The following is a 20,333-nucleotide window of genomic DNA, read 5'->3' as shown; positions in this document are numbered from 1 at the left end:
GGCATGGGGTAGAGGTGTTACCCACTGCCCTCTGTCCTAAGCCCTATGCCTTTTAAAAATTATACCTCAGCCCAAGTCCTGTGTTGAGATTCATGAAAAAGGGAGCCTGGAGCAGTTCGAGGTAGCCGCCGGCTTCCAGGAAAAACGAATACGGTTTACTGGCTGGAAACACCTCTACCCCACCTATACCAGAAGCACCAATAGAAAGCGCATTCTCGTATTCGCCGTTCAGTCGGGGCGGATAAAAACGGCGGTTATTAACCTGTCCACCAAACCCGTAATATACGCGAACACTTTCGCTCTTCGTCAGTGCCAGATGCCAGATGTAATGCCCCTGAAGTGTGAGACCAACACTTTTATAAACCCCTGACCCATAGCTACGATGGGTACCATAGATACCGCCATACGTACCGATATTCAGATCGAAGGCATGATTTCCGCCAAAATATTTGCGAATGTTTGCGCCCGCCGGTTCCCCGATCCGAAACCCCACCGACCAGTTGTTATATTGCGCCAGAGCGACATCAGACGTAAGAAGCAATCCCAGAATAGCCCCGAAAACGGCTATATACATTTTTTTCATAAAGTAGGTAATTTGTCTTTCTCAGACTGGCATTCTCCGTTTTCGTAACATGAAATTTGCTTCGACTGTTACAAAAATCAGGCATTCGATACCAATTCAGGCTTCGATGCAGCTTCGCCGGTAGCCAGAGGAAGTTCGCCCGTTACTGGTACGCTGCTCATGTTTTGCAGTACGTTCAGCAGTCGCTCGTTCTCAGCCGACGTACCGACGGAAATCCGCAGGCAATCGTCGCAGAGAATAACCTTCGAACGGTCACGCACAATCACTTGTTGCTCAATCAGATGTTCAAATACGTCTTTTGCTTTATCGAACTGCACCAGCAAAAAATTCGCATCCGACGGGTGAATAGCCCGCACAGCAGGCAAAGAACGCAGTTTTTCGACCAACTGACGCCGTTGTTCTAAAATTTGCGCTACCATTTCATTCTTTCCAGCCTCATGAGCCAGCGCTTTTAACGCCAGTTGTTGAGTAGGTGCCGAGATGTTATAGGGTGGCTTGATTTTATTCAGCACCTGAATCAGTTCTTCCGACGCAAAGCACATACCCAGACGTAGCGCAGCCAATCCCCAGGCTTTGGAAAAGGTCTGCAAGACAACCAGATTCGGATACGTATCGAGTTCGGTAGTCCAAGAGGACGTATCGGCAAAATCAATATAAGCTTCGTCAACAATTACTAGGGAATGGTCGGCAGCTTCGAGAATGCTACGTATGGCATCCCGTTGCAGCAGATTACCCGACGGATTATTGGGCGAGCAAAGCCAGATGAGTTTCGTTTTATCCGTAATAGCCGCCAGCACGGCTGACGTATCAACCTGAAAATCTGACATTAAGGGTACTTTAATGATAGGAACATCATTGATTGCTGCCGATACTTCATACATGCCGTACGTTGGCGGCATAATCAAAATAGTATCCTGCCCCGGAACACACGTAGCACGTACCAGCAGGTCGATGGGTTCATCGGAGCCGTTTCCCAGGAAAATCTGAGATTTCCGTACGCCTTTGATGGGTGCCAGCCGTTCTTTAATGGCCCACTGATGCGGGTCGGGATAGCGGTTGTAATCGCTATCGTCGCTACGTTCGGAATGCCGAACCACGGACGCTACGACTGAGCCGTAAGGGTTTTCGTTGGCATCTAAAAACACGCCGATAGTGCCTGTGTACTCATCGCGGGCCGACGAATAAGGTGTTAGCGACAAAATGTGCGGGCGAAGGATACTACGTAGATTGAATGATTGCATTGGTTTAATTTCTGAAAGAACCGGGCATCGAACTCAATTGGTTCGACAGCCATTAGTTTAACTTCTGAGGAAAAAGCGTGAGCCGGGTTGAGTAACAAATAGTACAACCAATTCAACTACTCCCCTACACTACGTTCGTTTTCGGCGTAGGCCGCCACCGAAATGATTGATCATCAATGGCTCGCATTGTACATAAAACGCCGTTCAGGTGGTCATACTCATGCTGAATCAGTTCTGACAAGCCCCAGTCTGTTACGTTCCAGGTATGCGGTTGCCAGTGTTCGTCATGATACGTTAGGGTCAGGCTGCGATGTCGCCGGACACGTACCAACAGGTTCGGAAAACTCATGCAATCGTCCCAAAGCTCTGCCATATCGTTGCTGGCTGTCACAATTTCGGGATTGATGATCACCTGAGGACGGTCAACATTCAGGTAAATCAGTTGCTTCATGATGCCCAATTGGGGAGCCGCAATGCCTCGGCCAAACTGATACGTTACCCGGATTTCTTCCATTACGTTGTGCAGATCGGCTACCCAACCCGACACGAGCGGAAGTTCAGTTTCCTGCACAGGATCGCAGGTTTCGTACAAACGAGGATCACCCAGAAGCAACAGGTCGGTGAGGTGTTTCATAGGGCTTAATCGTATTAAAATTGATAATACTCTTTCAGCAAACGAACGAAATCAAGCCAAATTTTCTTCCTCTAAACTCGCCAGCCGCAGGCTCACGGCCCGTTTGTGGGCATCGAGCGATTCGGCTTCGGCCATCGCTTCCACCACCGGGCCGAGTTGCTGCAACCCTTCAGGCGTAATGTGCTGAACGGTAATTTTTTTTACGAAACTGTCCAGCGATACACCACTGTAAGCCCGCGCAAAGCCGTTGGTAGGCAACGTATGGTTCGTGCCCGACGCGTAATCACCTGCCGATTCGGGTGTGTAGTTGCCGAGAAAGATAGAACCCGCATTGGTGATACGTTCAGAAACTGTTTCGGCATTTTCGACGCTCAAAATCAGGTGCTCGGCAGCATATTGATTCAGCAAATCCAGCGCATCCTCCTGATTGTCAAGCAGAATCATCTTGCTGTTTTTCAGAGCCTGAGCGGCCATTGCTTGCCGGGGCAACCGACTCAATTGGGTTGTTAACGTAAGGTTAACACTGTTAAGTATCATTTTACTGGTCGAAACCAGCAGCACCTGACTGTCGATACCATGTTCAGCTTGTGAGAGTAAATCAGCGGCTACGAACGACGGAATAGCCGAATCATCAGCGTAGATAGCAACTTCGCTGGGACCGGCCGGCATATCAATCGCTACGCCCTCTTTGGCCACCAGCATCTTCGCTGCCGTTACGTATTGATTGCCCGGCCCGAAGATTTTGTACACCTGCGGCACCGACTCGGTTCCGTACGCCATAGCTGCGATAGCCTGCGCTCCCCCAATCCGAAACACGCGGGTAACGCCCACTAGTTTGGCTGCAAAGTAGATGGCCGGATGGTCGCTGGGCGTACAAAGTATTATCTCACGACATCCAGCCAGTTGCGCCGGAATACCCAACATCAGTACTGTACTGAACAGAGGAGCCGTTCCGCCCGGAATGTACAGGCCAACTTTATCGATGCCAACGCTTTTCCGCCAGCACGTAACGCCGGGCATGGTTTCGATTTTCTCGACGGGCTGCTTTTGCCGTTCGTGAAACAGACGAATGTTCTGATAAGCCTGCCGAATGGCAGCTTCTAACGTATCGCTAAGTTGGTTTTCGGCGGCATCGAGTGCTGCTACGTTCACTTCGAGTCCGCTGGCTGTTACGTCCAGTTTATCGAACTTTCTCGTCAGCTCAACCAGCGCAGCATCGCCACCAGCTCTGACCTGCGCCAGAATTGGTGCTACAGCCGCTTCAATCTGTTCGGTCGCCTGAACAGGCCGAGCGAGCAAAGCGGACCATTCACTACGTTGCGGAAAAGGGATAATATTCATAGTGGTCGATAGTCGTCAGTCGATAGTGGCTTATTAATAGTCATCACTCCTTTCAACTCCTCTGACGACTAATGACTCTTGACTATCGACTAGCAACTAAATTTTAATAGATCATTTTCTCGATGGGAATCACCAGAATTCCTTCGGCACCGGCGGCACGGATGGCTTCGATATTTTCCCAGAACTCATTTTCATTTAATACCGAATGTACGGAACTCCAGCCTTCGGTAGCCAATGGCGTTACGGTCGGGCTTTTCATACCGGGTAGCAGGGACGTAATACGTTCCAGTGCGTGATTCGGCGCGTTAAGGACAATGTATTTATTGTTTTTGGCGGCCTGTACTGATTTTATTCGGAACAATAATTTATCAGCCAATGCCTGTTTGTCGGCATCAAGTTCAGTGTGGGTAATCAGGATGGCTTCGGAACGGAAAATGGTTTCCACTTCTTTTAAGCCATTGCTTAGTAACGTACTGCCCGAACTGACGATGTCGCAGACGGCTTCGGCCAGACCAATGCTCGGTGCAATCTCAACCGACCCGCTGATTTCGTGAATATGCGCCTTGACGCCCTCTCCGGCCAGATAATTCCCTAACAGATTGGGATAGGACGTAGCAATATTCTTTCCTTCCAGACTCTGCACGCCCGTCCACTCCGTACCACGTAGAATGGCAATAGACAGTCGGCATTTTGAGAAACCAAGCTTATGGATTGTCTTCACATTACGGCCCATCTCGACCGCTACGTTCTCACCAACAATTCCTAAATCCGCTACGCCATCTTCTACGTATCCGGGAATATCGTCATCACGCAGGAATAGAAATTCGGCGGGGAAATTCGACGAAATGGATTTGAGTTTACCGGTACCGTAGTCGAAACGGATACCGCACTCTTTGAACAGTTGATACGAATCTTCGCTCAACCGACCCGATTTTTGCAGGGCAATACGTAACAGAGAAGACATTAATTGTGCAGGATGTAGGAGGTATGAAATCATTCATACTCCTGGAGAACTAAACTACGGTTTGGGAAATCAGGGCAAAAATAGAGAAAACGGACAAATGCCGACGCATGAACGTATCAGGCACGATGGTGGTGCCGATGTCGAAAGGGAGAATGTGTTGCCCGTTTTGAAATCATGGCACGAAGGTACGGATAATGAGCGAAAGAATGAAAAAGCGAATGAGCGAAAAGCTGACGCAAGCTGATTGCCCAGCAGGTTATTCACTCATTCGCTCATTCGCTCTTTCACTCATTTATAGTCCGTATCTTTGCACTATGGTACTGGAGCAGAAACAACATTCGGTAAAAACACAAGTGGAGTCAGCCGCTACGTTGCCCGTTATGGAAGCGTTTTATACGCTACAGGGCGAGGGGGCACATACGGGTCGGGCAGCTTATTTTATTCGACTCGGCGGCTGCGATGTCGGTTGCCATTGGTGCGATGTAAAAGAATCGTGGGACGCTGATATTCATCCGAAACTAAGTATTGATTCGATAGTCGAAGGTGCGTTACGTCATCCGGGAAGAATGGCGGTCGTGACGGGTGGCGAACCCTTAATGCACAACCTGACCGAGTTAACCCAAGCCCTGCAAGACGCCGGTTTCCGCACGAACATCGAAACATCGGGGGTTTGCCAGGCGGTTACGGGCTCGTGGGACTGGATCTGTTTCTCCCCCAAGAAGTTTAAAAAGCCCAATCCGGCCATTTTCGATCAAGCCGACGAATTAAAAGTTATCATTTATAATGCGTCCGATTTCGCCTTTGCGGAGTCATTCGTGCCCTTTTTACGTCCCGACTGCAAACTCTTTTTACAAACTGAGTGGAGTCGTTCCAATGAAATGCTACCTCGCATCGTTGATTACGTAAAAAATAATCCGCAATGGCAAATTTCGTTGCAGACCCACAAGTACATGGACATTCCCTAAGTGAATGTATAATGAATAATGCAAAATGCATGACAATCCATTCATTCATTCTCATTTTTCATTTCTCATTTCTCATTATACATTTTTCCTTCGCCCAGGATAAGAAAGCGAAGGAACTTTACGCGCAATCCATCAAACTGTTTGGGGAACGGAAAGCGGGCGAGGCCATTCCGTTTATGGAACAGGCCGTTAAACAGGACCCAAATTTCTTAGATGCCCATCTGAAACTTGGTCAGCTTTACGAATTTACGAAACGATTCGAACCGGCCATTGCCGCTTACCGAGATGCCATCCAGTTGCAGCCCGACAGTCCGGCATCGGCACCGGCCTACCAATCGTTGAGTACGATTCTGCTTCGGTTAGGACGCTACGGTGAAGCACTCCCCTACCTCGAAAAATACCAGACGTTATTTGCCCCGCAGTCGGCGCAGGTGAAACGTATTAACCGACAGTTGGCCAATGCTCGATTTGGTCAGGAAGCGATGCAACATCCGCAGAACGTCGATCCCAAACCTATTTCGTCGGTACTGCAAACGACGCCTTCGCAGTATTTCCCAGTGCTGACGGCCGATGAACAGACGTTGGTTTTTACCGCGCTGAAACCCGAAGGTGACGAAGATCTGATGGCGGCTACGTTCAATGGCGAAGTCTGGTCGCCACCAGTTTCGTTGTCGCCGGGCATCAATACGCCTGAGAATGAGGGAACAGCCAGTCTCTCCGCTGATGGACGTACCATCGTTTTTACGGCTTGTCAGGGACGTAAAGGTTTTGGCAGTTGTGATTTATATGTGAGCCATAAAACGGGCAACGATTGGTCGAGTCCCGAAAATTTAGGCCCAATAGTCAATACGCGATATTACGAGTCGCAGCCTGCCTTGTCGGCGGATGGACGACGACTTTATTTTATTTCTGACCGACCGGGTGGCAAAGGCCAGCGCGATATCTGGCAGAGCGACATCGGCTCCGACGGCACATGGGCCGAACCTGTTAATCTGGGTGAGCCTGTAAATACGGCTTTTAACGAAGCTTCTCCCTTTATTCACGCCAACGGGCAAAGCCTGTTTTTTGCGTCAGAAGGCCACATTGGAATGGGTGGTTACGATTTGTTTGTGGCCGATAACGGAGCCTCGGGCTGGTCGATGCCTACTAATCTGGGATACCCGATCAATACGTCAGAGGATCAGGCGTCCCTGTTTGTAGCAGCCAACGGAACGCGGGCGTACTACTCGTTTGAAGAGCAAAAAGATGGAATTTCGCAGAAATCAAGGCTCTATACGTTCGATCTACCTGAAACGCTACGTGAACGTATCAAGTCAGTTAGCTATCTGAAAGGAGTTGTTGAGGATGCAAAAACGAAAAAGCCCTTATCAGCCACAGTCGAACTGATTGACCTAAAAACCAACCAGGTAGTGTCGCGGGTGCAGGCCGATGCTCAGACGGGTCAGTATACGGCCGTATTGCCGAGTGGGGGCGAATACGCGCTCTACGTGAGTGTGCCAGGCTATCTTTTCAAAAGCCTATCGTTCGATTTTACCCAGAAGACCAAAGGCGATGGCCTATCACTGAGTGTCCCTCTGGAGCCAGCAGCGGCTGGAAGTTCGGCCAATGAAACCCTCAATAATTTATTCTTCGAATCAGGTCGCTACGATCTGGCCGAGAAGTCACGTACCGAACTCGACCGACTGGCTGCCTTTTTACAGGCCAACCCGACTCTGAACGTCGAAATTTCGGGCCATACCGACGACAAAGGCGATGCAACTGCTAATCAGACCCTTTCTCAAAAGCGAGCCCAATCTATAGCGGCTTATCTCACTAAAGCCGGAATACCCGCAACACGTATCAAAGCCATCGGTTACGGCAAATCTAAACCCGTGGCCCCTAACACGACTGACGAAAACCGACGCTTGAACCGACGTATCGAGTGGCGCGTGATATAGCAAAGAGTGAATGTGTGAACGAGCGAAAGAGTGAATGGCTAACGCAAGCTATTTACTCTTTCGCTCATTCACACGTTCACTCTTTGCTTTCCTGCGGGATTTTTTTCAATTTTGTGTATGTTGTCAAGATACCCTCGTCCAGCTAAACATCGGCAGGGGGTATTTTTTCATTTTGCTTCGTTTCTCTGCAATGACATCCGAACACGTTAAGTGCTTGATTATAGGCTCTGGCCCAGCCGGTTACACAGCGGCCATTTACGCATCTCGTGCGAATATGAATCCCGTTCTGTATCAGGGCGGTCAGCCCGGCGGGCAACTCACCATTACGAATGAAGTCGATAATTTTCCAGGCTATCCGAACGGCGTTCATGGTCCGCAGATGATGCAGGACCTGGAAGCGCAGGCTCGTCGGTTTGGTACTGATATTCGCTATGGCCTGATTACCAGCGTGCAGTTTGTAGATCAACCCAGCCACGACAATCCACACCGGGCTATCGTTGACGACAAACACGAAATCACCGCAGATTCGATTATTATTTCGACGGGTGCTTCGGCCAAATGGCTCGGTTTACCCTCCGAAATGCGTCTCAACGGATTAGGCGTATCAGCCTGTGCCGTTTGTGATGGTTTCTTTTTCCGGGGTCAGGACGTAGCAATTGTCGGAGCTGGCGATACAGCCGCTGAAGAAGCCAGCTATCTGGCGAATCTTTGCCGGAAAGTGTATATGCTGGTACGTCGCGACGAGATGCGGGCGTCGCAATTCATGCAGAAACGCGTGCAAACGGCTCCCAATATTGAAATCCTGTATAATACCGTTACAGAAGAAGTACTGGGCGACGAAGGTGTGAACGGCGTTCGGGTAAAAGATACTCAAACGGGTGAAGAACGGATTCTGGATGTAACAGGCTTTTTTGTGGCCATCGGTCACACGCCGAACACGGGCATTTTCCGCGACTACCTCGAACTTGACGATAACGGCTACATTATTGTTGAGAAAGGGAGTACCCGAACCAACGTACCGGGCGTGTTTGCCTGTGGCGATGCGCAGGATAATGTGTACCGACAGGCCATTACGGCTGCTGGTACAGGCTGTATGGCCGCCCTTGACGCCGAGCGTTATCTGGTTACGCTGGAAATGCAGGCCGAAGAAATTTAAGATACTAATCTGTTCCAGGTTTCAGCCGGGCCGCCGGGCGGTTTTCGCGTCAGCCAACCGCCCGGCGGCCCGGCTGAAACCTGGAACTCATCTATACCTGTGATGAGAAAAACCGCTACACAGTGGCTATTGGCCATTGGGTGTTGCCTGTTTCTGGCATTGCCAACACAGGCGCAAGAGCGCGGGCGATTTAAAAATAACCTGCGTATTACACCCAAGAATGAAGAAAAACCGAATGCTCCGGTCGTTCAGCAACCGCAAAAAGCAGACGAACAGTTTGAACAGGAACCAACCCAGCTACGTTTCAACAGTCAGTTTGAACCCAAGAAAGAATTAAACCCAGTGGTTAGTGAAGACACCAGCCAGATTGATCAGGGTGAAACCAGTGTGGTTGAAGTGATCGACTCTGTTCTTGTAGGTACAGAATGGGTTAAAATCGCCGATTATTATGCGGTCTGGGATTCACGAACCGTTGATCCTTATAACATCAATCCCCTTGAGTTCGACGAAGCTATCGATATCAAGTTATATGACCCGCCAGCGAACCGATACTGGTCGTCTCCGCTGGACGTCGGTAAAATGACCTCTAATTTCGGGTATCGCTGGGGGCGCTGGCATGCTGGCGTTGACCTCGACCTGGAAACTGGAACGCCTGTTTATTCAGCTTTCGATGGTATCGTCCGGATAGTAGGCTGGGATGGTAGTGGCTGGGGCCGATTTGTGCTGGTTCGACATTATAATGGCCTTGAAACACTCTACGGCCACATGTCGAAGCAAACCGTTGAAAACGGCCAGCTCGTCAAAGCAGGCGACCAGGTGGGTCTGGGAGGTAGCACAGGGCGGAGTTATGGGTCGCATCTTCACTTTGAGACACGCTACGAAGGAAATCCATTTACTCCTTTAAATATTTTCTCCTTCCCCGAGAACACCATCAACTCCGATCATTTTCTGTTAACCAGTTCCGTCTGGGATTATTTGCGGGGTGGGCGGTCGTCTTCGTCAGAATCCAGTTCAAGGCCGCGCCTTAAACGGACAGTGCTGCATCGCGTACGTTCAGGTGAAACACTCAGTTCCATCGCCGACCGCTACGGTATGTCGGTATCTTCGTTGAAACGTAAAAATCATATCTCAGGCTCGCGCCTTCGGCCGGGACAAAAGTTGCGAGTACATTAACCATTGATTCCCAAGATGTACTATCCCGGATGTGTAAACTTTCGGGATATTTTTTGAATGTCATCCCCATTAGTCAATTAGTCATCACCCGAAAACCCGCAGTCGTCCGGCTAATTCCAGCGTTCGTCGCCTTTGATTTTCAGGCTTGTCATACCCATTGCAACTTTGTCTCATCGCAACGGAGAACCGTCAAAAACGAGATAAACAAACCAAAACATAAAACAAGCCATGAAAAAAGTACTTACACTGATGCTGGGACTGATCGCCGGTACTGCATCGTTCGCCAATCAAGCAACGGATCAGCCTTCTACATCAGAAACCCGTGTGGTGATGACAACTGATCACAAACTCAAACTTTACGTTCAACCAGTTCAGGCCAAAGGTCAGTTGGCCATTCGGGACGCAAACGGTCAGAACATTTACAACGCGAACGTATCGCTTCAAAAAGGACTTAGCCAGGCTTTCGATTTCTCAAACCTGAGTATGGGCACGTATCAACTGGTGCTGAAAACGGGAGACCAAACGGTTACCAAAACGTTTGTTGTTCAGGCCGATCCCTATGAGAGCTTCGTTGTACAGGAATCGTAACAAGCTAGCCTCCTGGGATTCTTTCCTGATTAACTGACTGTAGAAACCGGCTAGCCACCGGTTTCTATGTTTAAAGTCACGTAGTAGCCCGAAGAAACGTAATGCTTTCGTTTCTATTAATGGTGCTACCGGATACTTTTATCATTTTGCAGGTCAACCCGAAACATGCATAACCGACTTACTTCGAGGCAGAAATGGCAGATTGCCCTGTATTTATTGGGGCTTTTTTCGCCTTTGCTGCTTTATGTCAACCTACCGGATTCGGCACGTAATTGGACTACCATTTACCGGGCGTTTCCGTTTTTTGCGGCTTTTGCTCTGATTAACCTTGTTCTTTATTATCTCGGAATTACGGTTACAGATTGGTGTCAGCGTCAATTATTTCGTCTATTCGGCAAAGACGTATTGATGGGGTTTAGTGGTAAATCATTTCTGTTCACCTTTCTCATTGCCCTGGTCCTTTCCATTTTTTTCACCCAGATGCTTCACCTTGTGTTGGGGGGAATAGCATTTCTGGTGGATCATTTTGGGCCTTCAATGGCACACAAGTCGAAGGGCTCACCGTTTAGCCCAGAAGTGTTGGCTTACATTAAGCGGGCCAATAACGTTCTCTCGGTCGTTATTATGCTGTCTGCCTTTTATCTGACAATTAATTTGCGGGCTTTTCAACAAATAAAAGATGTACAGCTTAAAGCCGAGCGCTTAGAAAAAGAAGCACTGCTTAGCCAATTCGAAGCGCTGAAACAGCAGCTCAGTCCGCACTTTCTTTTCAACAGCCTAAGTATTCTGACCTCGCTGATTCATGAGGATGTCGAACTCTCCGAACAGTTTATCAAGCGATTATCAAAAGCGTATCGATACATTTTAGAGCAACGGAATCAGGATATGGTTTTGCTCAAAACTGAACTGGATTTCATTAAAGCGTATACGTTTCTGCTTCAGATTCGCTTCGAGAACAAGTTTGAAGTAATTATCGACGTATCGCAGGAGAACCAGCTTCAGTGTCAGATTGCTCCACTAACGCTTCAGTTACTCGTTGAAAATGCGGTGAAACACAACCGAATGTCGCTTCAGGAACGGCTGCTGGTACGTATCTATACGCAGGACGACTGGCTGATCGTCGAAAATCCCATTCAACCGCGCGACCAGCCAGAGCCGTCCACAGGTGTAGGGCTTCAAAATATCACGAATCGCTACGCACTCCTAACCGACCGCCCAATTAGTTATGGTCATGAAGCCGGTTCATTCATCGTCAAAATACCCTTATTAAATGAGTGAAAGAGCGAATAATTTCGCGGTAGCTATTCACTCTTTCACTCTTTAAATTATGAACGTACTGATTATTGAAGATGAAGCGCGTTCGGCGCGGCACCTTGAACGGATGCTCAAAAAATATGATCCCAGTATCCATATTCTCGCCCAGTTACCTTCGGTACGGGAATCCGTTACGTGGTTGTCGCAAAATCCTTCGCCAGATTTGATCTTGATGGATATTCATCTGGAAGACGGTCTGGCGTTCACCATTTTCGAGCAAATCCATCTGACCACACCAATTATTTTCACGACTGCCTATGATGAGTACATGATCAAGGCGTTCAAGGTCAACAGCATTGATTATCTGCTGAAACCTGTTGATGAAGAAGAACTGGTAAACGCACTAACCAAGTTAAAAACGCTACGTAGCGTAGCAACCAGCCCCGACCTCACTCAACTGTTGCAAGTCGTACAACAGTTTCGGGAATCACCTTATAAAGAGCGGTTTATGATCAGCATCGGCACGAAGATTCGGAGCATCGAAACCCGTGACATTGCTTATTTCTATTCAGAAGAGAAAGCTACGTTTCTGATGACCAAAGACAGCCAGTTTCTACCCCTCGAATACAGCCTCGATCAGTTAGCCGGCATTCTGAGTCCGTCGCAGTTTTTTCGGGCAAACCGGCAGTTTTTAGTCGCTCGTTCAGCAATACAAACGATTCATACGTATTCAGCTGGCAAACTAAAGCTTGATTTACAGCCTACTACCCGACAGGAAGTATTCGTCAGCCTGAGTCGTCTGTCTGATTTCAAAGATTGGCTGGGACGTTAACCGAGAATCGCTACGTAGGCCATTACTGGGAGTAATGACCTACGTAACGATTCTCGGTTAACGCCTTAGTTATTTCTGCTCGTATTTATCCTTATACTGCTTGTATAACCGTTTATGTCGGTCGTCCAGATTCACTTTACGGCCCTGCACAAAAGCGTGTTCCACTACGTTTGTACGCATATCCAGCGCATCCCCCGCCGACACGAACAACGTAGCGTGTTTACCTTTTTCTAACGTACCGACCAGTTTATCAATGCCCAGAATTTTCGCGGTATTCGACGTAACAAGTTTGAGCGCTTCTTCCTTATCCGTTATACCAAAGCCAGCGGCTGTTCCGGCTAGAAACGGTAAGTTGCGTGTCCGCCACCACTCGTCAGCGTAGCTCAGTGCCACTAATATGCCCGCTTTATGCAGAATGCCCGGCATCCGATACGGCAGGTCTACGTCTTCGTCCTCGCGATTGGGCAACCGATGTAACGCACTCAGAATCACTGGTACGTTATTTTCTTTCAGAAATCCAACTACCCGATTGGCCTCTTCTCCACCCACAATCACTACGTTCGGAATGGCCAGCGACTTGGCGAATGTAACGGCTTCGATGATGTCTTTGCCATAATCAGCCCGCACATACAGATTTTGTTTACCCGTAAACAGTCCCTTCATCGATTCGAGTTTCAGGTTCATCGGCATCGGGTTGGTCAGGGCTGCATACGCTTTTGCTTCGGTGAACGTAGTACGTAACGCTTCGATAGCCTGCGTGCGCCGTTCGTTTTTCCGGACAACCGTCGAGAAATCCTCAAGACTAAATTCCCGCGCTAAATAGTTCGGCCAGTTCAGCCAGATACCATCATCTTTCTTCAATACAGCATCTTCCCAGTTCCAGCCATCCGACATCATCACGCTCGAACTCCCTGACACGGTTCCACCCTGCGGCATGGCCTGCGAGAAAAGTACGCCGTTGTTACGTATCGTCGGAATAATTTCTGAGTCGGTATTATAGGCAATCAGCGCACGGACGTTGGGATTCAGGATGCCAGTTTCCTGCTTATCGACGGTAGCACGTACCGCACCAACTTCCTGCAAACCAACCGTCGACGCGGGCGAAATAATACCCGGATAAACGTGCTTGCCCGCTACGCTGATGGTCTCTACGTTGGTCAGGTCGAGCCGAACCGTTGTCCCATCTACTACGTTGGTAATGATGCCATTACTGAACAGCACAACGCCATTCGGGATAACCTGCCCGTTGCCGATGTGTACCGTCCCCCCCATCAGGGCGATGGTTTTTGTTTGTGCTCCACCCGGAGCCGGATTCTGCGCAAAACTCGCCAGTGAAACCAGCAAAGCAGCGAGTATGAAGATCTTTTTCATTTCTTTTCCCATGTTTTGGATTTTGTCATGCTGAGGAATGAAGCATCTTAAGATGTCCAAACAAGTTAGCCAGGGAACATTAAGATGCTTTGTTCCTCAGCATGACAAAATCGGCCTTCTATTTTTCTTCTCCTTCAGCGATAACGCCTTCAATGTCTTCGCAATGCCACATCCGGGCACGCCGGAACGTAGGACGAACGGTGGGCGAACCGCTTGCTTTGGCGGAAATCATTTTCTGTACTATACGAGCTTTTTCGGCGTGCATGGCGTCGCGTTTGGCGTCTTCGTCTTTCAGGCTGAAGTAAGTAGTCCCCTCAATCATCGTGATTTCAGGACGAGCGTAAATTGCCAGTGGATGCGCGTTCCACAACACTAAATCAGCGTCTTTGCCCACTTTAATACTACCCAGACGATTGTCGAGATGGAGCAGTTTTGCGGGATTCAGTGTCACCATTTTCCAGGCATCTTCTTCGCTAACACCGCCATATTCCACAGTTTTAGCGGCTTCCTGATTCAGACGGCGGGCCATTTCGGCATCGTCGGAGTTGATGGAAACCGTTACGCCCTGGCGGTGCATGAGTGCGGCATTGTACGGAATGGCATCGTGCACTTCCATTTTGTACGCCCACCAGTCGGCAAACGACGAGCCACCAGCACCGTGTTTCGCCATCTTGTCAGCCAGTTTATAACCCTCCAGAATGTGCGTGAACGTATTGACCTTAAAGCCCAGCGAATCAGCGACTTTGATAAGCATATTAATCTCAGACTGCACGTAGGAGTGGCACGTAATGAACCGCTTGCCCTCCAGAATTTCGCCCAGTGCATCCAGTTCAATATCCCGCCGGGGCGCTTGTGCCAGTCCTTTCGCTTTCACATTCAACGTATTGTAATTCTGCCACATACGCAGGTATTCTTTCGCCCGCGTAAAATGGTCCATGTACACCTGCTCAACGCCCATCCGCGACTGCGGGAAGCGGGTCAGTACGTTCGGGTTGGGGTAATTGGCCTGTTTTACGTTCTCACCCAACGCAAACTTGATAAACCCGTCGGCGCCCTTAATCAGCATGCCATCCGGCGATTCGCCCCATTTCAATTTCACGATAGCCGACTGGCCTCCAATTGAGTTAGCTGAGCCGTGCAGCAGTTGCGACGTAGTAACACCACCCGCCAGTTGTCGGTAAATATTGATGTCTTCGGGGTTAATCACATCAGACATCCGCACTTCTGCGGAACTCGATTGCCCACCTTCATTGATCGACAGCAGCGCAATGTGTGAGTGTTCGTCGATGATGCCGTTGGTGAGGTGTTTGCCCGTACCGTCGATCACTTTCACGTCAGACCCAGCCGTCAGGCTCTTGCCTACTTTCGAAATCTTTCCGCCAACAACCAGTACGTCGGCGTTGGTCAGAATACCGTCCTTTTCGTTGGTCCAGACCGTCGCATTCCGAATCAGTACGTTCTCAGATTTAGGTAGTTGCGCATTACCCATCCCCACAAACGGATAAATGACCGTAGCAGCTGTGTTGCTGGTGGGTTGTGTAGCGGTACCTGACGTAGCGACGGTAGCAGTTGAACTCCCTCCCGTTGTGGACGTAGCAGACGTAGATTGTGGTGCATCGCCCGTACGTACTGCCGACCACGTAATGACTTTGCCATCAGGCGATTCGCCATCTCCTTTAATGGTCGTACCCATGCGATAACCGGTCAGCCGGGTTGTGGCGGGGTTTCGACGATTCAATTGCACCTGCATGGAAATCACATCGCCCGACACAGCAACTTTCGGCGTCACTTTTACCGTATCGATAAGAATTTGATATTCAGGCTTTTCAGGCGATTTTCCGGTGATATTTAATTTCAGGTTCGATTGCTGCCCGATGGTGAGATTCCACGTACCGCGCAAATCCGCTACATTCTTATTGGTCACAATGTGCTGCTTGCCGCGCATCCAGTTCTCATAAATTACATTATCGGCGCTGAACAGATTTCCGGACGTAATAATAAAATTAGCCAGACGACCTTTTTGTAACGTACCAAGCTGATCGTCAGCACGAATCAGCCGGGCTGGAACACTAGTTAGTGCTTCCAGTGCCTTTTGTTCCGACAGACCGCCTTCGATGGCTTTTCGCAGATTAGCCCAGAAATCCGCTTTGTTACGTAATCCCGCCGTAGTGATCGCAAATGTTACGTTCGCATTTGCCAGTCGACCTGTGTTCAGCGGTGCCATTTCCCAATGCTTCAGTTCGGCCAGCGATACGTTGTCAGCATCCCAGGGATCTTCTACGTCGTAAGGCTGCGGAAAATTCAGCGGAACAATTAGGGCCGCTTTGGTCGCTTTAACCTCGTCGACACGTTGGTATTCATCGCCAGATGTACGGATAACGTATTGAACGCCAAACTCATCACCGATTTTATCGGCCCGCAGAATGCCCATTTTATCACTAGCCTCAAAAATGGCGGGCAGTGGCTGAATCCGGCTGAACGCATCGAGTGACAAATTCGATTGCTCTTTATTACCAGCCCGCTTGTACCAGTCTGCATCGTAGAGCGCCTGACGTAGCAAGGCCACCACACCCATCATCGAGTTAGGATACTGCTGAGTCGAGCTGCCTTTGCTGAATGAATAATGCGCCGTAGCGTTCGACTTGAGCATCAGCATGTTTTCGCGATCGTCGGCTAACGTAACGAGTGCGCCTGTACCTCGCGCAATGCCGTCGTGCGGATGCGTAAGCACAGCGCCAAAGCCAAGTTTTCGAAGTTCGTCGGCTTTCAACGTATTGGCTTTAAAAATCAGGCTGGCGTCGTTTTCGGGCTGAATGGCCTGGTTCCAGTAATACGGTCCTTTTTTGTTGGATTCGTACTGTGGAGGCCGACCTCCCCCACCAAAGCCTCCACCCGTTGCCCGTGCCACTTCGGGCATTCCGTAATCGGAGTCGATGTCGATCAGGGCGGGATAAATCCGTTTACCGGTTAAATCGGTCACTACGGCTCCGGCGGGCACACTCACTGCCGTTCCCACTGCTTCGACTTTGCCATCGCGAATGAGGAGTGTAGCATTATTAAGTGTGGTTTGTGGATCGACAATGATAGTTGCATTCGTGAAGGCATACAGGCCAGGCCGTTCGTCGTGAACGCCATTCTGCGGAAAAGTGGTCTGTGCTCGAGCCGTGTAGGTTATTGACAGCGCAAACAGTCCAGTCAGGAGATGTTTCTGCATGAATAGAGATTGGTTGATGATTTGGGTGAAGGGTCAAAAATACAGAAATCAGCGTGCCTTTGGTCATGTTTCCCAAAGAAGATTCCGATAAATAAGCGAATTTTAATGGTTTATTTCATTCTTAAAATTGTTTATTTACCTATCTAACCCCTCTGTTTATCACGCCTTTCGTCTTTTCAAACGACGTTTTTCCGCAGTATATCACTTGGTCTTTTCGTAGTGTCGACTGTCCAGATGAACTAGCGCAATACCGCTCGTTACTGAAAATAGCTACGTAGCTATTTTACAAAACAAATCCGGGACCAACGAACTTTTATATACGTAGCGACCCGGCGCAGTTGTTACGTTATGCTGTAGCCAACAAATCGCTCATTAACAGCATGAAAGCGTATGTCGTCAAGAAAAAAATCAGCATCAAGGCTGAGCCATCGGTGGTTTGGAATGCACTGACCAACCCGGAAAAAACCAAACAGTATTTCTTCAATTGCGAAGTTTTTTCTGATTGGGAAATTGGCAGTACGATCTTATTCACGGGTCGGATGTTCCTGATAAAAAAAATAGAGATGAAGGGCCAGATTCTACAAATTGAACCCAATAAACTCCTGAAATACAGCTTGGAAAATAGTGACGATGATGGTGATGAATCGAATTTTTCAACCGTTACCGATAAACTAACGTATCGAAATGGCGTAACTACGTTGTCCATCACCGACGATGTGGGCCAGGGAGAAGGGGCTGAAGAACGCTATAAACGTTCTGAAAAAGGCTGGGATCAAATTCTGGACGGACTGAAAAAACTCGTGGAAAGCGAAACGTAGCTTAAAGCGTTACGTTAATTAACTCTATGTTTATAATCATTTCTTCACGCTCACTTCTGTTTCTTTTTTCTGCCATACTAGTTAGAAATCGCCGTCTCGTTCTACGTTCCCTGGGTCGAAAAGCTTTCCAATACGTTGAGGTTAGGTCATTGTTTTGTTACTGGTTCCGCCCGTAAATTGCCTACCTTTGGACGTGCTTACATCTGACAAACTATGAAAAGACTACTATATTTCTCGCTGGCCTTATTGCTGGCCTGTGCCTGTTCACCCGTATCTGCTCAGCATTCAAAACGCGTAGTCATTACGGGAATCGATACCTCTAAAAAACCGGGTGATGATTTTTTTAAATACGCCAACGGCATTTGGTCCGATACGGCTCAAATACCAGCCAGTCAGGCCGGCGTGGGTTCATATTCCTTTTTGAATTATCCGCAGCGAATTCGAATGCAGGGGATTCTGGACAGCGTTTCGGCAAGGCATAATCCGACTGGTAGCATTGAACAAAAAGTAGGCGATTTTTACGCGTCAGGTATGGACATGGCTGCCATTAACAAACGTGGGTACGAGCCTATCAAATCCCTATTGGCCCGCATCGATGCCGTGATGGACGTTGCTACGTTGTTGAAGTTGGTGGCTGAAGAACAAAAAGTAGGCGATCGATCCATCATTGGTTTTTCGGTTGGCCCCGATGACAAAAAGAGTACGGTCAATATTGCTCAGTTTTATCAAACCGGAATTGGCTTGCCCGAACGGGATTATTATTTCAGGACCGATTCGTCAACACGCTCGATTCAACAGGCTTACCGGAACTACCTCACCCGGTTGTTTGAATTGACAGGCACCGAAACAACGACTGCCAGCAAAAACGCAGCACTTATCTATGCCATTGAAAAACAGCTTGCTACGTCCCATAAAACGAATATTGAACGTAGGGATGTCAAGGCAAACTACAACAAACTGGCAGTCACTGCTCTGTCAAAAAGACAGCCTAGCCTTCGCTGGACAACGTTATTAAGCAACCTGGGTGTAAAAACGGATTCGGTCAACGTAGAACAGCCAGCCTATTATGATAAGCTGAACAGGATGTTAGATTCGGTTTCTGTCAGTGATTGGAAAGTCTATTTAAAAGCCCACGCGCTTACCAACTATGCAAATCTCTTAAGCCAACCGTTTGTTGATGCTTCGTTTGAATATACTAAAATTCTGACTGGTCAGGCGGTTAAGAAAACACGGGCCGAAGAAATGACGCAAGCGGTTGACGGTTCGCTCGGAGAGGCACTGGCTCAGTTGTACGTAAAAAAATATTTTCCGGAATCGGCCCGGAAACGGATGACTGTTCTGGTCGACAATCTCAAAAAAGCCTTTGAAGCACGTATCAACCGTCTGGATTGGATGAGCGATTCCACCAAGGCAAAGGCGAAAGAAAAACTGTATGCTTTCAGTCAGAAAATTGGCTATCCAGATAAATGGCGGGATTACTCGAAAGTGGCTATAAAAAGAGACGCTTATTTTGAAAATCGGTTGTCGACCAATAAGAATGATTACCTCCAGAATCTGGCGAAGGTAGGGCAAACTGTCGACAGAACGGAATGGCACACGACTCCGCCAACGGTAACAGCCTACAACAATCCTCCGCTCAATGAAATTGTGTTCCCGGCGGGCATTTTACAGCCTCCTTATTTCGATGTTAACGCCGATGACGCCCTGAATTATGGCGGTATCGGTATGGTGATTGGCCACGAAATCACGCACTCTTTCGACGATCAGGGCGCCCAATTTGATAAATATGGCAACGTAACAAACTGGTGGACAAAATCGGACTATGCCAAATTCAAAGCCAAAACCCAGCAGGTGATTGATCAGTACAATACGTTTACCGTGCTGGATTCGGTACATGTAAAAGGCGCCTTGACGGTAGGTGAAAACACCGCCGACATTGCTGGCGTTGCCATTGCGTACGATGCCTTTAAATTGACCGAGCAGGGAAAAGACACGACGAAACTGGACGGCTTTACCCCCGATCAGCGGTTCTTCATTTCGATAGCCCGGATTTGGCGCGTCAAAACACGGGACGCCTACATGGGCATGTATGTGAACACCAATCCGCACTCGCCGGCCAAGTGGCGTGTGAACGGACCGCTGATGAACTTCACGCCTTTTTACAATGCCTTTAATGTGCAGCCGGGCGATAAAATGTATAAATCTGAAAAGGACAGGATAACCGTTTGGTAAGTTAACGCTGATTTGGTGTTACGCCTGTTA

The 20,333-nt window shown here is 48.7% G+C and carries 16 protein-coding genes; 9 read left to right on the top strand and 7 right to left on the bottom strand.

Translation table 11 applies throughout. From position 1 onward, the window contains the following. Window positions 1-52 precede the first annotated feature (52 nt). The 5 genes from IC229_RS12795 to hisG all read right to left on the bottom strand — a co-directional run bounded on the left by IC229_RS12795 (window position 53) and on the right by hisG (window position 4,763). Window positions 53-583: a hypothetical protein gene (locus tag IC229_RS12795; protein WP_190887377.1), complete on the bottom strand. Its 531-nt coding sequence runs from the start codon at window positions 581-583 to the stop codon at window positions 53-55. A 77-nt stretch (window positions 584-660) separates the two neighbouring features. Further along, window positions 661-1,824: a histidinol-phosphate transaminase gene (gene hisC / locus IC229_RS12790; RefSeq protein ID WP_190887376.1), complete on the bottom strand. Its 1,164-nt coding sequence runs from the start codon at window positions 1,822-1,824 to the stop codon at window positions 661-663. A 124-nt stretch (window positions 1,825-1,948) separates the two neighbouring features. Next, window positions 1,949-2,458 carry a peptide deformylase gene (locus IC229_RS12785; RefSeq protein ID WP_190887375.1) on the bottom strand — a complete coding sequence of 170 codons (510 nt, stop codon included), beginning with the start codon at window positions 2,456-2,458 and terminating at the stop codon, window positions 1,949-1,951. A gap of 51 nt (window positions 2,459-2,509) precedes the next feature. Continuing rightward, the gene (hisD, locus tag IC229_RS12780; RefSeq protein WP_190887374.1) at window positions 2,510-3,799 is read right to left on the bottom strand and encodes a histidinol dehydrogenase; all 1,290 of its coding nucleotides are present in this window, start codon (window positions 3,797-3,799) and stop codon (window positions 2,510-2,512) included. Window positions 3,800-3,902: 103 nt separating this feature from the next. Next, window positions 3,903-4,763: an ATP phosphoribosyltransferase gene (gene hisG / locus IC229_RS12775; RefSeq protein ID WP_190887373.1), complete on the bottom strand. Its 861-nt coding sequence runs from the start codon at window positions 4,761-4,763 to the stop codon at window positions 3,903-3,905. Between the two features lie 314 nt (window positions 4,764-5,077). Between hisG and IC229_RS12770 the strand changes: the two genes are divergently transcribed. The 7 genes from IC229_RS12770 to IC229_RS12740 all read left to right on the top strand — a co-directional run bounded on the left by IC229_RS12770 (window position 5,078) and on the right by IC229_RS12740 (window position 12,668). Beyond that, on the top strand, window positions 5,078-5,728 hold the full coding sequence (locus tag IC229_RS12770; protein ID WP_190887520.1) for a 7-carboxy-7-deazaguanine synthase QueE: 651 nt from the start codon (window positions 5,078-5,080) through the stop codon (window positions 5,726-5,728). Window positions 5,729-5,757: 29 nt separating this feature from the next. Next, window positions 5,758-7,665: an OmpA family protein gene (locus IC229_RS12765; protein WP_394355935.1), complete on the top strand. Its 1,908-nt coding sequence runs from the start codon at window positions 5,758-5,760 to the stop codon at window positions 7,663-7,665. 190 nt (window positions 7,666-7,855) lie between these two features. After that, the gene (gene trxB / locus IC229_RS12760) at window positions 7,856-8,821 is read left to right on the top strand and encodes a thioredoxin-disulfide reductase (protein ID WP_190887371.1); all 966 of its coding nucleotides are present in this window, start codon (window positions 7,856-7,858) and stop codon (window positions 8,819-8,821) included. Between the two features lie 102 nt (window positions 8,822-8,923). Further along, on the top strand, window positions 8,924-9,994 hold the full coding sequence (locus tag IC229_RS12755) for a peptidoglycan DD-metalloendopeptidase family protein (RefSeq protein ID WP_190887370.1): 1,071 nt from the start codon (window positions 8,924-8,926) through the stop codon (window positions 9,992-9,994). 228 nt (window positions 9,995-10,222) lie between these two features. Beyond that, complete coding sequence (locus tag IC229_RS12750; protein ID WP_190887369.1) at window positions 10,223-10,582, top strand: T9SS type A sorting domain-containing protein; 360 nt, start codon at window positions 10,223-10,225, stop codon at window positions 10,580-10,582. 165 nt (window positions 10,583-10,747) lie between these two features. Continuing rightward, on the top strand, window positions 10,748-11,860 hold the full coding sequence (locus IC229_RS12745) for a sensor histidine kinase (protein WP_190887368.1): 1,113 nt from the start codon (window positions 10,748-10,750) through the stop codon (window positions 11,858-11,860). Between the two features lie 49 nt (window positions 11,861-11,909). Then, window positions 11,910-12,668 carry a LytR/AlgR family response regulator transcription factor gene (locus tag IC229_RS12740; RefSeq protein WP_190887367.1) on the top strand — a complete coding sequence of 253 codons (759 nt, stop codon included), beginning with the start codon at window positions 11,910-11,912 and terminating at the stop codon, window positions 12,666-12,668. Between the two features lie 69 nt (window positions 12,669-12,737). Here IC229_RS12740 and IC229_RS12735 read toward each other — a convergent pair whose 3' ends face one another. Together IC229_RS12735 and IC229_RS12730 are read right to left on the bottom strand one after the other, a co-directional pair. Further along, window positions 12,738-14,039, bottom strand: coding sequence for an amidohydrolase family protein (locus IC229_RS12735; RefSeq protein WP_190887366.1), 1,302 nt, complete (start codon window positions 14,037-14,039; stop codon window positions 12,738-12,740). Between the two features lie 118 nt (window positions 14,040-14,157). Next, window positions 14,158-17,253 carry an amidohydrolase family protein gene (locus tag IC229_RS12730; protein WP_190887365.1) on the bottom strand — a complete coding sequence of 1,032 codons (3,096 nt, stop codon included), beginning with the start codon at window positions 17,251-17,253 and terminating at the stop codon, window positions 14,158-14,160. Window positions 17,254-17,633: 380 nt separating this feature from the next. Here IC229_RS12730 and IC229_RS12725 point away from each other — a divergent pair, with 380 nt between their 5' ends. After that, complete coding sequence (locus tag IC229_RS12725; protein WP_190887364.1) at window positions 17,634-18,071, top strand: SRPBCC family protein; 438 nt, start codon at window positions 17,634-17,636, stop codon at window positions 18,069-18,071. A gap of 213 nt (window positions 18,072-18,284) precedes the next feature. Then, window positions 18,285-20,303: a M13 family metallopeptidase gene (locus IC229_RS12720; protein ID WP_190887363.1), complete on the top strand. Its 2,019-nt coding sequence runs from the start codon at window positions 18,285-18,287 to the stop codon at window positions 20,301-20,303. Window positions 20,304-20,333 lie beyond the last annotated feature (30 nt).

Origin of the sequence: Spirosoma profusum, from assembly GCF_014699005.1 — a bacterium.
Lineage (GTDB): Bacteria > Bacteroidota > Bacteroidia > Cytophagales > Spirosomataceae > Spirosoma > Spirosoma profusum.
The sequence above is the reverse complement of the archived record's forward strand: the minus strand, read 5'-3'. Positions and strand labels throughout refer to the sequence as shown.

Bases quoted from the DNA above. Each gene is read 5' to 3' on its own strand.
- IC229_RS12795 (WP_190887377.1), bottom strand. From the start codon at position 583: ATGAAAAAAATGTATATAGCCGTTTTCGGGGCTATTCTGGGATTGCTT.
- hisC (WP_190887376.1), bottom strand. From the start codon at position 1,824: ATGCAATCATTCAATCTACGTAGTATCCTTCGCCCGCACATTTTGTCG.
- IC229_RS12785 (WP_190887375.1), bottom strand. From the start codon at position 2,458: ATGAAACACCTCACCGACCTGTTGCTTCTGGGTGATCCTCGTTTGTAC.
- hisD (WP_190887374.1), bottom strand. From the start codon at position 3,799: ATGAATATTATCCCTTTTCCGCAACGTAGTGAATGGTCCGCTTTGCTC.
- hisG (WP_190887373.1), bottom strand. From the start codon at position 4,763: ATGTCTTCTCTGTTACGTATTGCCCTGCAAAAATCGGGTCGGTTGAGC.
- IC229_RS12770 (WP_190887520.1), top strand. From the start codon at position 5,078: ATGGTACTGGAGCAGAAACAACATTCGGTAAAAACACAAGTGGAGTCA.
- IC229_RS12765 (WP_394355935.1), top strand. From the start codon at position 5,758: ATGACAATCCATTCATTCATTCTCATTTTTCATTTCTCATTTCTCATT.
- trxB (WP_190887371.1), top strand. From the start codon at position 7,856: ATGACATCCGAACACGTTAAGTGCTTGATTATAGGCTCTGGCCCAGCC.
- IC229_RS12755 (WP_190887370.1), top strand. From the start codon at position 8,924: ATGAGAAAAACCGCTACACAGTGGCTATTGGCCATTGGGTGTTGCCTG.
- IC229_RS12750 (WP_190887369.1), top strand. From the start codon at position 10,223: ATGAAAAAAGTACTTACACTGATGCTGGGACTGATCGCCGGTACTGCA.
- IC229_RS12745 (WP_190887368.1), top strand. From the start codon at position 10,748: ATGCATAACCGACTTACTTCGAGGCAGAAATGGCAGATTGCCCTGTAT.
- IC229_RS12740 (WP_190887367.1), top strand. From the start codon at position 11,910: ATGAACGTACTGATTATTGAAGATGAAGCGCGTTCGGCGCGGCACCTT.
- IC229_RS12735 (WP_190887366.1), bottom strand. From the start codon at position 14,039: ATGAAAAAGATCTTCATACTCGCTGCTTTGCTGGTTTCACTGGCGAGT.
- IC229_RS12730 (WP_190887365.1), bottom strand. From the start codon at position 17,253: ATGCAGAAACATCTCCTGACTGGACTGTTTGCGCTGTCAATAACCTAC.
- IC229_RS12725 (WP_190887364.1), top strand. From the start codon at position 17,634: ATGAAAGCGTATGTCGTCAAGAAAAAAATCAGCATCAAGGCTGAGCCA.
- IC229_RS12720 (WP_190887363.1), top strand. From the start codon at position 18,285: ATGAAAAGACTACTATATTTCTCGCTGGCCTTATTGCTGGCCTGTGCC.